General features: G+C 63.2%; 9 protein-coding genes and 2 tRNA genes. 5 read left to right on the top strand and 6 right to left on the bottom strand.

Features of this window, described 5'->3' with window-relative positions; all coding sequences use genetic code 11:
* Positions 1-3: 3 nt before the first annotated feature.
* The 4 genes from AUR64_RS10450 to AUR64_RS10435 all read left to right on the top strand — a co-directional run bounded on the left by AUR64_RS10450 (position 4) and on the right by AUR64_RS10435 (position 4,706).
* Positions 4-76: transfer RNA gene (locus tag AUR64_RS10450), tRNA-Arg, on the top strand.
* Positions 77-294: 218 nt separating this feature from the next.
* Positions 295-912, top strand: coding sequence for a hypothetical protein (locus AUR64_RS10445; RefSeq protein ID WP_058581904.1), 618 nt, complete (start codon positions 295-297; stop codon positions 910-912).
* A gap of 396 nt (positions 913-1,308) precedes the next feature.
* Positions 1,309-2,745, top strand: a complete 1,437-nt coding sequence (locus AUR64_RS10440; RefSeq protein ID WP_058581903.1) for an amidase — start codon at positions 1,309-1,311, stop codon at positions 2,743-2,745.
* Positions 2,746-2,930: 185 nt separating this feature from the next.
* Entirely contained in the window at positions 2,931-4,706 is a 1,776-nt protein-coding gene (locus AUR64_RS10435; protein WP_058581902.1) for an acyl-CoA dehydrogenase family protein, read from the top strand.
* Between the two features lie 26 nt (positions 4,707-4,732).
* Here AUR64_RS10435 and AUR64_RS10430 read toward each other — a convergent pair whose 3' ends face one another.
* The 3 genes from AUR64_RS10430 to AUR64_RS10420 form a co-directional block, all read right to left on the bottom strand.
* Positions 4,733-5,500 (bottom strand): alpha/beta hydrolase, encoded by a 768-nt coding sequence (locus tag AUR64_RS10430; RefSeq protein ID WP_058581901.1) that lies wholly within the window; start codon positions 5,498-5,500, stop codon positions 4,733-4,735.
* A gap of 2 nt (positions 5,501-5,502) precedes the next feature.
* On the bottom strand, positions 5,503-6,432 hold the full coding sequence (locus AUR64_RS10425) for a VOC family protein (protein ID WP_058581900.1): 930 nt from the start codon (positions 6,430-6,432) through the stop codon (positions 5,503-5,505).
* Between the two features lie 77 nt (positions 6,433-6,509).
* Entirely contained in the window at positions 6,510-6,860 is a 351-nt protein-coding gene (locus AUR64_RS10420) for a hypothetical protein (protein WP_058581899.1), read from the bottom strand.
* Positions 6,861-6,951: 91 nt separating this feature from the next.
* Here AUR64_RS10420 and AUR64_RS10415 point away from each other — a divergent pair, with 91 nt between their 5' ends.
* Entirely contained in the window at positions 6,952-7,839 is an 888-nt protein-coding gene (locus AUR64_RS10415; protein WP_058581898.1) for a universal stress protein, read from the top strand.
* A 68-nt stretch (positions 7,840-7,907) separates the two neighbouring features.
* On the opposite strand, the gene AUR64_RS10410 is transcribed toward AUR64_RS10415, so the two are convergent.
* From AUR64_RS10410 to AUR64_RS10400, 3 genes are all read right to left on the bottom strand, one after another.
* Positions 7,908-8,768: a hypothetical protein gene (locus tag AUR64_RS10410; RefSeq protein WP_058581897.1), complete on the bottom strand. Its 861-nt coding sequence runs from the start codon at positions 8,766-8,768 to the stop codon at positions 7,908-7,910.
* A 143-nt stretch (positions 8,769-8,911) separates the two neighbouring features.
* Complete coding sequence (locus AUR64_RS10405) at positions 8,912-11,149, bottom strand: PAS domain S-box protein (RefSeq protein WP_058581896.1); 2,238 nt, start codon at positions 11,147-11,149, stop codon at positions 8,912-8,914.
* A 153-nt stretch (positions 11,150-11,302) separates the two neighbouring features.
* Positions 11,303-11,378 (bottom strand) — tRNA-Cys (locus tag AUR64_RS10400).
* Positions 11,379-11,500 lie beyond the last annotated feature (122 nt).

The following is an 11,500-nucleotide window of genomic DNA, read 5'->3' as shown; positions in this document are numbered from 1 at the left end:
TGAGGGCCCGTAGCTCAGTGGACAGAGTGCTTGGTTCCGGACCAAGATGTCGCGGGTTCAAATCCCGTCGGGTCCGTTTTGTGTGGTTTGGCGTCGACCGTGATTTGTCTCGGGTCGTGTCCCGTCGGGTCCGTCGTGTTCCGTCCTCACAACTTTGAACGTTCGATGTAGACGCAGAGTCGCATCTCTCGAACCCCCGGTCAGTCGCACTCTCCAGAGTGACCTTAGTTCAGGAAGACGACACGAATGTTTCCTCGGCGAGCGTATGAGTATCACCTACTCAGGTGACACACGATGCAGTACGAACAGAATCGGCTCTCAGGCATGCGCGAAAAGCGGTGGCTTCGCATCAGCGCCGCGGCGGGACTCGTCGGTGGCGTCCTCTTGACGCTTCTCGGGATAGCGATACACAGCGGATTGAGTAACGCGGGGTGGGTCATCGCCAACGTGCTCGGTGCGGTTGCGATGCCGCTTTTGGCGGTCGGATTACCGGCGCTCTACCTCAGCGAACGCCACTGGTTCGGGACCCCCGCGAAAATCGGGTTCGGGCTCATGGCGGTCGGCTGGACGGCGACGGCCATCACGATGGTCTTCTTCGCGGCGGGCTTCGGCCTCGGCGGCTTGTTGTTCCTCCCGGCGTGGCTCGTGGCGATGGTCGGCGCGCTCGTCTTCGGCATCTCGATGCTGCGGAGCGACAGCCTGACCGTCCCCCGACTCGGCGCGTGGTTGCTCGTCGTCGCGCTCCCGGTTGGACTCCCCCTCTCGCTCGCGTTCACGTGGTACGTGCTGGGACTGGTGGACACACCGTGGAACGGTCCGCTCGTCTTCTACGCGCTCGCGTGGGTCGTCTTCTGCTACAGTCTCTGGACTCGACAAACGGAGACACCGGTCGCGGAGGCGGTTCCACAGTAGTCGAGAAAAAGTAACGTTCGCAGCGGTTTTCTTTTGGTGTGTAAGTAGAGCCCTCTCGCCAGCAAAGTACGGTTTCGTCTTCGGTAGTTTGGTTGTGTCCAAGGTCGTGACGAACTCCGGTCAGGTCCGTGGTTTCCTGCGATTGCTGTTCTCTACTCAGAGCACCTGCAGTGATACTTCTCAACTTAGTGACAGAGATTGGAGAGGTGTTCATCTCTTTTTGTGCTGGACACAGTGTACCGGTGTGAGCCCCGATAATGGCGTTCAAAATCTATCTGAGGGGCGTTCGAGGATTGCCACCGTTGAGAGAGATGGACAAACGACCCGAGTAGGGACCGGGTTACTATCCAAAGATCGACAAAAACTAATATAGATTGGGTGACAACAGTACCCAGCATGGTCGAGAGTACTGATACAGCGGTGCGTGCTATCGCACGCCGACACGGAATCGAAGTAGACGACGCTACCGTGACGGAGTTCCGAGAGGCAGCGGCCGAACAAGCAGCACAGTATGCATCGTTTCCTTCGCCGCCGCCACCGGAAGAGTCGCCGACGAACCGCTCGCTCGGAGACGACCCGTACAACGCGTTCCGCTATCAGTTCGATTTCGGCGGCGGAAGCGGTGGGCTTGCAGGACTCGACGTTGCAGTCAAGGAGAATATCATCGTCGCGGGGGTTCCCACAAGCTGTGGGTCGTCCGGATTCGAGTACGAACCGGCGTATCACGCGACGGTTGTCGAGCGACTGACAGCCGCTGGTGCATCGCTGGTTGGAACGACCAACATGGACGAATTCGCGTTCTTCACGACGGGAGAGACGTGTGCTCACGGTCGGATAGAGAACCCGGTGGTCGAAGGCTGCGTTCCGGGGGGGTCTTCGAGTGGCAGCGGTGCTGCGGTCGCTTCAGGCGCTGTCGACGCTGCGTTAGGCACTGATACCGGCGGGTCCATTCGGATTCCCGCATCGTTCTGTGGCGTCGTCGGTGTCAAACCGACGCATCAGACTGTCTCTCGGTTCGGCGTCGTCGACCTCTCACAGTCGCTCGACCACGTTGGCCCGCTTGCATCCGATGTCGAAACAGCGGCACGTGTCTTGGAGGAAATTGCTGGCCCAGACGCGAACGACCCCTCGACACGTGGGGCGCCCAAACCTGACACGTACGTCGACTCGCTCGACGACGGAATCGAAGGCCTCCGAATCGGGGTCGTCGGCGAGTCGATGGAAGCCGCAGAGACTGCAGTCGCCGAGACAGTCGACGCCGCCCTGGACAGTGTTCGGGATGCGGGTGCAACGGTCGAATCAGTGTCTCTACCGGGGTACGAAACCGCATCGTTGCTCGTCGGTGCAATCGCTGGACTCGAGTTCTCGTCGTTCGTCGGAGCGAACGGAGCGGTGTACACGACCGGGACAGGAACGACGGAATCGCTTCGGGCAGCGTTGGCAGCGGCGAACGAAAACGGGGAGTTCGGTGAAATCGTCGTGCAGATGTTACTCACGAACGGTGTTCTCGTCGACGGCGATGGAACCGAATACGTCTCCGCGAAAGGCCTCCAGCGAATGTTCACGCAGACAGTCTGCGACGCACTCGAGACGTACGACGTACTCGTGACGCCAACGACGCCGATGACCGCACCGGAGTTCGGAACTATCCAAGGGATAGGGGGACTGCTGCGAACTGTCGAGAACACGGCGCCGTTCAACTGTAGCGGTCATCCTGCCGTATCCGTCCCGAGCGAGTCGGCCGACGGCAAACCAGTCGGTATCCAAATCGTCTCCGAGTGGAACGACGAGGAGACTGCCTTCCGTGTTGCCCGTTCGCTCGAACAACGGTAGTCGATGGTCGAGAGGCCAGTGTACCCGCTTGTGTCGGTCGTTTGCTGCTACTCTCCGGACTCGAAGCCCGGGGAGCGACGTTTTGGAAGCGATACGCTAGGGTGACGGTGCAGACATTCGTCTGTCTCGGGAACTCTCAGACGGATATCCGTGACAACTATACGTCAGGACGCGATTCACGTCGTATGTCAACGGGACCCATCGACTACGGGCGACTCGACGCCGGCCGCGACTGCAACTACTGGCGCATCGACCCGACGCTTCGCGCCGCGGCGGCGGCCGCCTACGCCGACGAGGAGTTCGCGTGGGCCGAGTCGTTGCTCGACGAGTTCGGCCACGCCTGCGGGCACGGTATCGCCGAGCGTTCGGACCGCATCGACCGCCACCCACCCGAACTCCACACCTACGACGCCGATGGCGAGGTCGTCAACGAGGTGGAGTACCACCCCGACCAATACGAGAACGAACGCGTCGTCTACGACGAGTTTCGGCTGACACACGACCCGTTTCACGCGCCACCGGGCCGCGAGGAACCGGCGAGTCTCACCCATACGCTCGCCATGCAGGCGCTGTTATCGTACTGCGACGTGGGCTTTTGCTGTCCGGCGTCGATGACCACCGGTGCCGCACTCGTGTTGGAGACGGCAGACCACGACTGCGAGGAGTACTTTCGGGGCCTGACGAGCGACGACATCGACGACCACATCGAAGGGGCGATGTTTCTCACCGAGAAGCAAGGCGGCAGTGACGTGGGCGCGAACGAAGTCCGTGCCGACCCGGTCGACTCGGAGAACGACCGTGAGTACGAACTGCACGGCGAGAAGTGGTTCTGCTCGAACGTCGACGCCCAGGGTGCGCTCGTCCTCGCGCGAACGCCCGACGCTCCCGACGGCACCGCGGGTTTGTCGCTGTTTCTCGTCCCGAGGGAGATAGACGGCGAACTCAACGACGCGCTGGTACGCCGGTTGAAGGACAAACTCGGAACGCTGTCGGTGCCGACGGGCGAAATCGAGTTCCACGGCGCGACGGGCTACCGCGTCGGCGACGAGGGAGACGGGTTCAAACTGATGGCGGAGATGATGAACTACGAACGACTGACGAACGCGACGGGCGCACTCGGTGTGATGGGACGGGCGCTGTTGGAGGCGAAAGTCCGGGCCGCCAATCGGGAGGCGTTCGGCGAGCGACTCGGCGAGCACGCGTTGATGCGCCGTGACCTCGCAGAACTCACCGTCGAGTACGAGGGCGCGGCGACGTTCGCGTTCGAGGCGGCCAAGCAGTACAACGCGTGGAAGCGTGATGAAGCCGAGACAGAGTCGACTGCGTTCAAACTGATGCGGTTGCTCGTTCCGGTCGCAAAGTATCGGACTGCGCGCGATTCTGTCGGCGTCGCCTCGTACTGTATGGAAGTTCTCGGCGGCAACGGCTACGTCCGTGAGCACACCACGCCGCGACTGCTACGCGACACGCAAGTGCTCCCCATCTGGGAGGGTGCCTCGAACGTCATCTCGCTGGACGTACTCCGGGTCTTGGCCCGTGAACGGGCACACGAGGCGTTCGTCCCCTTCGTCACCGAGTTGCTCGCCGTCGACCACCCGGCACTCGCGGACGTCGTCGCCGACGTGGAGGCGTCGTTCGAGGAGCTACAGAGCGCACTGACAACGTTGGCAGTCGAAGAAATCGACTACGCGCAGTACCACGCGAAGGAACTCACGAACCTCATCTACGACGTGACGACGGCCGCACTGCTCGTCTCGCGCGCCGCCGACGAACTCGAATCTGGAGACGCGCGGCTCGCGCTCGTCGCCGAGGCGTTCGTCACCGAGCATCTGCGAGACGACTCGGCGCGGGGAATCACCTCGGGTGAGACGTTCTGCGCCGACCACTTCGACGCACTGGCGCGGTACGCCCCCGTCGACCCGTCGGTATTCGACGAACCCGCCGCACAAACCAACGACTGAGCCGAGCAGGAACTCGACGCTGCCCGCTACAGTGACTCGTTCGCGTCGCCCGCGTCGCCCACGTTGCCCGCGTCGCCTGTGACTCCCGCGACCATCTCGTCGACGGCGTGTATCTGTGCGTCGTTGATGTAGTGGCCCAGTCCGTCGTACACTGCCGTCGTCACGTCGCCGCCGAGACGCTCGAAGACGGCCGCCGACGCTTCGACTCGCTCGGGGGTGACGTGCGGGTCGTCGTCGCCACAGCCGAGAAACACCGGTGTTGCATCGAGTGAGTCGCCGTCGAGTGAACCGTTGCCGGGCGAGTCGCTACTGAGCGAACCACCATCGACGGCGAACCTGCCGTGTGTCCGGAGTCCGTCGACCGGTCCCAACAGCCCACCGGCGAGAACCGCGACGCCGCCGTAGCGTTTCGGTTTTCGGGCGGCGTACTCGGCGGCGAGACAGCCACCTTGCGAGAAGCCGAAGACGACACACCGGTCGGGGGCGATGCCCGTTTCGGCGACGATTTCGAGCGCGGCGTCGACCCGCCCGAACGCCGAGTCGAGGTAGGCCGCTCGATTTTCTACCGGGGTGTCGACGCCGCCGGGATACCAGACGCTCCCGCTCGCTTTGGGTGCGACGTACAGCACGCCGCGGTGGTGGAACTCGTCGGCGAGGCGGAGCACGGCGTCGGGCGAACTCCCGCGCCCGTGGAGCAACACGACCGCCGCCGTCGCCGCCGCGGGCGGTGCGCCCGCCGTCGAAATCGGCTGGTCGGCGTGCGGGTCGATTCGTTCAGTCTCGTGGTCGGCCATTCTCACTCCGGAACGCTCTCGGGCAACTCCAGCGGCGGCAGTTGCGACTGGATAGTCTCGCGGTCCTCTTCGAACTGCGGCGGCAACGCGAGATGGCGACCGGGCGCGGGGTCGTCGTCGACCAACTCGACCGGTTCCGTCGCCAACTCGAAGAGAACTCCCCCGGCGTCGCGGACGTACAGCGACTGGAAGAAGTGGCGGTCGGTCACCCGCGAGACGCGAACGTCCCGGTCGGCGAGCAGGTCGCGCCACTCGTGTAGCGCCGCTTCGTCGGGAACGCCGAAGGCGACGTGGTGAATCGTTCCCGCTCCTTCGCGGCCGAAGGGGGCCTCCCGGTCGAGAATGTCGACGACCGACCCGCGGCCGTCGGCGCGGTAGCGCACCACGTCGCCTTCCTCCGCGACGAGTTCGAAGCCGAACGTGTCGAGCAGACTCGCCGTGACGAACGGACTCGCAGAGAGGAGCGAAACGCCGTGGACGCCGCGGATACCGTGTTCGGTTGGGATGGGGCCGCCGCTCCACGGGTCCGAGGGGCCGGAGGCAGTGACGAGTTCGAGGTTCGTCCCGTCGGGGTCCGAGACGGCGACGACGGTTTCGTCGAATCGTTCTGTCACTTCGTAGTCGACGCCGTGGTCGGCGAATCTCGTAGTCCAGTAGTTGACGGCGTCGTCGGGGATAGCGAGCGAGGCGGTGGCTATCTGCGGGCGACCGACGCGGCCGTCGACCTCCTCGGGGAACGGGAAGAACGTGAGCACCGAGCCTTCGGTTCCGCGCTCGTCGCCGTAGTAGAGGTGGTACGCGAAGCGGTCCTCGAAGTCGACGGTTCGCTTGACGAAGCGGAGGCCGAGGACATCGGTGTAAAAGTCGACGTTCCGCTGCGCGTCGCGGACGATAGCCGAGACGTGGTGGATACCGGGAGTGTCCGAGAGCACGGTTGTCGTCGGTACCGACGGCCTCGGGGAAGATAAACCGCCACGGACATCGATGTTACCGGCCAGTGAGTCGGCGATTACTGGGGGTCGACGACCGACTGCTCGTCACCGTACTCGACGGTGACGGCGTGGCTGGTGTGTCTGGCGTGCGTCTCCGCCCAGCGACGTGCGGGACGCTCCGAGAGGAACTGCTCGCCGTCGGGACAGCGTCGACAGGAGACGACCCACGGCGTCACGTCGTCCGGGAAGTGACCCGTGTGGCGGTGGTGGTCGAGCGCGAACTGCTCGAACGACTGGTTGCCGACGTTCAGTTCGTCGAGTTCGTAGTCGAGGTCCCAGCGTCTGTCACAGCGTGTGCAGTGAATCGTCGGCGTGTCGTCGACGTCGGCCGGCCGCGGTGCGTCGTGGTCGTCGTTGGGTTCGGGCACACGCGCTGTTGCACTGCGAGCCACTTCTATCCGACCGTCGGGCGGGACAATTCATGTTGGGTGCTGTCATATCTCTACGTGGTGTTCGAGAGTGTACGACACGATACTGGTACCGACCGACGGCAGTGAGGCAGCGACACAGGCGTTAGACCACGCGCTACTTCTGGCAGCGGCGATGGACGCGTCGGTTCACGCGCTACACGTCGTCAACGCGGAACCGGACGAAACCGCGGGGGCGACCGACAACCGAGACGCGGAGGAGGTCGTAGACACCCTCCGACGGTTCGGCGAACGGACTCTCGACGCAGTCAGTGACCGCAGCGAATCGGAGACGACGAGTGTCGAGACGGCGCTGCGAACGGGCGTCCCGCACGACGAAATCCTCGCGTACGCCGACGAGCAGGGGGTCGACTTGGTGGTGATGGGCACTCAGGGTCGCAGCGGACTCCAGCGATATCTCCTCGGGAGCGTCGCTGAACGAGTCGTTCGTCTAGCCAACTGTCCGGTGATGGCTGTCCACGAAGACGACGACGCGACGCCGTACGAGCGAGTTCTCGTCCCGACCGACGGCAGCGACTACGCCGAGGTTGCGACAGACCACGCGGTGGCCGTTGCTCGCGCGTTCGACGCGGAACTACACGCACTCTCGGCGGTGAATCTCGCGGAGGCGGGCGGCCTGTTCAACGCCGGCGGTGTCGACAGCGAGTTCGTCTCCCGACTCGACCGCCGCGCACAGGCGGACACGGACGCCGTCGTCGAACGCGCGGACGACGCCGGCGTTCGCAGCGAATCCACCGTCGTCCACGGGGTACCACACGAAACCGTCGCCGAGTACGTCACCGACAACGACATCGACCTCGTGGTGATGGGGACACACGGCCGCAGCGGCTTTCGGCGCTATCTGCTCGGCAGTATCACCGAGCGCGTTCTCCGGACGGCGCCGGCTCCGGTGCTTGCGGTCCGCCGCGACGAGCGGTGAGCCGTCGTGACGGCGCCGCTCGGCGTCGAGTGTCGAAAGAAGAGATGAAACGCCGGTGTTCGGCGCGCTCAGTACCGCGAGGGGAGGTACGCTAAGCCGATGAGCAACACGGCGATAGCCGCGGCGAGGATGGTGACGCCTTGGAGGCCTTTCATGTGGCGGTTGAACGTCGCCATCTCCTGTTGCTGTGCGTTGTAGCTGTCCATGTTCTGCGTGAGGTACACCGTGTCGTTCGCCGGGAAGTACGCCAGATACTGCTGGTCGCCGACGGTGACGTTCGCCTGGTCTTCGACGTCGATGGTGTTGTTCCGCGGTGCGGTCCACGTCAGTGTCGCCTCGCTGGCGGTGACGTTCTCGACGGTCGTCTGGTTACCTTGGAGGTCGAACTGCTGACCCTCGTCGTACTGGGTGCTACTCGGGTCCGGGAAGAACTGGTCTTCGGGGATGAGCGTCGGGTTCCCGCTGCCGTCGTTGTAGACGACGTACTGCTGACCGTCGCGCGTGACCAGTTGGTTATCGACGGAGTCGTTCGCTTGCAGCAGCGCCGTGCGGTTCAGTTCCTCACGGAGCGCGAACGTGCTTGGGTCCGAGTCGTTGGGGATGACGACGCGGTAGCTCTCGTTGTCGATGGAGACCGAGGAGTTGTTGGCCCACGTCTGTGAGTACTGCGCGGAGTCGTTCGTCCACGCGATTTGGCCGCTGCGCGTGAGGTGCGCCGCACTTCCGTGGCCGCCACCTTCCATCTGTGCTTCGAGCGAGGTTACTGTGTACTGCTGTCCTCCCTGAGAGAACTGGTCTCCCTGTTGAAGTTCGTATTCGGCGTTCTCGAACTGTATCGTCGGTTCTTCGGCCGTCGCAATGAGCGAGTAGGAGGCCGCTCCGACTAACAAGAAGAACGCGACGGAGATGGCTGCGGCGCGTCGTTGCATAGTTTGGGCAAAGGAGAGACGGGGTATAACAATTACTTTTCGCGGACCCACGAAACGACCGATACCGTCGGTTCGGCGGGGTCGAAACCACGGAACACTTCCTCCCCGACGGGATGAAGACGAGACGGACCGAGCGCCTCCGATTACTCGAAACTGCCGTTCGTGTCCGTGACACCGGTTATCTCGAAGCGAGCACCGCCCTCAGTGCTCTCGGCGACGTCGATTTCCCAGTCGTGTGCCCCCACGACTTGTTGGACGATGGTGAGTCCGAACCCCGTTCCCTCCGTCGCCGTCGAGTACCTCGTCTCGAACACCGTCGCGCGTTCGGACTCTGGAATGCCAGAACCGTCGTCGGCGACGTAGAACCCGCCGGGAGTTCGACCGACTGTGATGGTGAGCGTGTCGTCGGAGGCACGCTGACTGCTCGCCGGCCCGCGTTCGACACTATCGTCCGACTTCGTCCGGTTGTTCGTTGAGCCGTGTTCGACGCTGTTGCGAAACAAGTTCTCGAACAGCTGTCGCAGTTGGTCTCGGTCCGCGCTGATACTGCCGTCGGGGTCGACGACGAGCGTCGCGTCGGCGGTTTCGACCGTCTCCCAGCACGCGCGTGCGAGCGTGGACAACTGTATCTGGTCGAACTCCATCGCGGCCTGTCCGCCGTGCGCCAGCGAGAGGAGATCCGATATCAGTGCGTCCATCCGGTCGAGTGCGCGGTCGATGTGTGGGATATGCTCGGAGTCGTGGCCTTCTTTCAGCAAGTGGAGTCGTCCCTGTGCGACTTGCAACGGGTTTCGAAGGTCGTGGCTGACGACGCTGGCGAACCGGTCGAGTCGCTCGTTCTGCTCAACGAGCGCCGCTTCGCGGGCTTTCTGCTCGCTGATGTCGCGGGTCATCGCAACGAATCTGTCCTCCCCGTCGAGGTTCAGCCGTATCAGATGGACTTCGACGGCGACTGTCGACCCATCGCGCCGTCGCAACGCCCCTTCGAACCGGCGCGGCGTGTTGGTTGGCAACGTCGCCCAGAACTTCCGCGCTCGTTCGGCGTCGGCGTCGGCGTCTATCTCCCAGACAGTGCTGCCGACGAGTTCGTCCTCGGTGTACTCCAACTCCTCGCAGATTCGGGCGTTGACGTCGCGTATCGTGCCGTCGGCGTCGTGGATGATGACCATATCCGGTGAGTACTCGAACAACGCTTCGAGTCGCGCCGTACTCGCTTGCAACAGCCGTTCGTCTCGTTTCTGCTCTGTGACGTCGGCTTGGAACCCGACGAAGTGAGTCACCGTGTCGCTGTCGTCTGCTATCGGGTAGACGTCGAGGCGGTTCCAAAACGGGTCGCCGTCGGCGTCGTAGTTGCGTATATCGGTCGACACCGACTCACCGGCGTCGACGGCGCGACGAATCTCGGCTACCGTCTCCGGGTCGGTTTCGGGACCCTGAAGGAATCGGCAGTTGCGACCGAGGACGTCCGCTTCCTCGTAGCCGGTCAGTGTCTCGAATCCGGCGTTCAACGAGACGATTGGATTGTCCGGTTCTGTCGCGTCGGCGACCACCATTCCGAGTTCCGCCGCGTCCAGTGCGCGCTCGGTCAACGACGGGTCGGACGAGTCCTCGGCGCAAACGAGTTCCTGAACGATACAGACGTGGCCGCCGTCGTCCATCTGCGTGAGAACGAGTCGTTCGGGGACATCGGCACCGTCTTTGGTTACACCGGTCGAGACACCGCTCCACGCACCCTGCCGTTCGAGTTCCGGTAGAATTTCGTCGTAGAAGCGTTGAGCCTCCGCTTCATCGTACAACACCTCCCAGTGTCGCCCGACGAGTTCGGCTCGACTTCGGTTGTACACGGCGGCGTACGCCTCGTTGAGATACTGGTACACACCGTGCTCGTCGATGATGCCGATACCCTCTTCGGCCGATTCGATAGCCAGAAACGCCCGCCGGACCAGCGTCTCCGTTCGGTGTTTCTCGACGAGGTTCTCTACCATGTTGGCGAGCACCGGATACTCCTCCGGTCCTCCTTTCTGGAGATACTCGTCGACGCCCGCGGTGATTGCACGACTGGCGATTTCCTCGCTTCCCTTTCCAGTAAAGAGGACGAACGGGAGTTCGATGTCTTGCTCACGGAGGTTGCCGAGCAGTTCAAGGCCGGTCATCTCCGGCATGTCGAAGTCGCTGACGAGACAGTCGAACTCCTCTCGGCGAAGCGTTTCGAGCACTGCCGTCGGGTCGGTGAGCGTCGTAGTCTCGACGTTGTCCAGTTCCCGTTCGACGTAGAGCGCGGACAGTTCGACCATCGCTTCGTCGTCGTCGACGAACAGAACGTTCGTCGGGCGGGTTTCGGCGTCGAAAGGAGGCAGTTCACTCAGCGGAGGCGTCGCCATGGCGAGGAGTTTCGTGTCAGTTGATATAAATTGGAAGTATTGCACGCACTGGTAGAATCTCCCGTGTCGTCGAGTTGGTGAAAGTGGGCGGCGAGTTGGGCTTTCGTACGCCGCGCTTCGGCACTACCGCTCACCGTACGGACTTCGTAGAAAAGCCAAGGGCCGGATTTGAACCGGCGATGGGCGGCTCTGCAGGCCGCTGCGTTCGGCCGGACTCTGCCACCTTGGCGCGTCTAAATCTACTGGCGTCGGCCGCTTAAGGATAGCGATGTGGTTCGAAATGAGAGTAGCCCACGGAGCGTCGCTGTCGCTCTGTGGGCGGTGGATGAAGTATGAAGAGAGGCGGCGAGA

This window comes from Haloprofundus marisrubri (assembly GCF_001469955.1).
Taxonomy (GTDB): Archaea; Halobacteriota; Halobacteria; order Halobacteriales; family Haloferacaceae; genus Haloprofundus; species Haloprofundus marisrubri.
This window is presented reverse-complemented; position numbering and strand designations above follow the sequence as displayed.

Coding starts and splice junctions, on each gene's coding strand:
- AUR64_RS10410 (WP_058581897.1), bottom strand. CDS start 8,768: ATGCAACGACGCGCCGCAGCCATCTCCGTCGCGTTCTTCTTGTTAGTC.
- AUR64_RS10445 (WP_058581904.1), top strand. CDS start 295: ATGCAGTACGAACAGAATCGGCTCTCAGGCATGCGCGAAAAGCGGTGG.
- AUR64_RS10440 (WP_058581903.1), top strand. CDS start 1,309: ATGGTCGAGAGTACTGATACAGCGGTGCGTGCTATCGCACGCCGACAC.
- AUR64_RS10430 (WP_058581901.1), bottom strand. CDS start 5,500: ATGGCCGACCACGAGACTGAACGAATCGACCCGCACGCCGACCAGCCG.
- AUR64_RS10405 (WP_058581896.1), bottom strand. CDS start 11,149: ATGGCGACGCCTCCGCTGAGTGAACTGCCTCCTTTCGACGCCGAAACC.
- AUR64_RS10435 (WP_058581902.1), top strand. CDS start 2,931: ATGTCAACGGGACCCATCGACTACGGGCGACTCGACGCCGGCCGCGAC.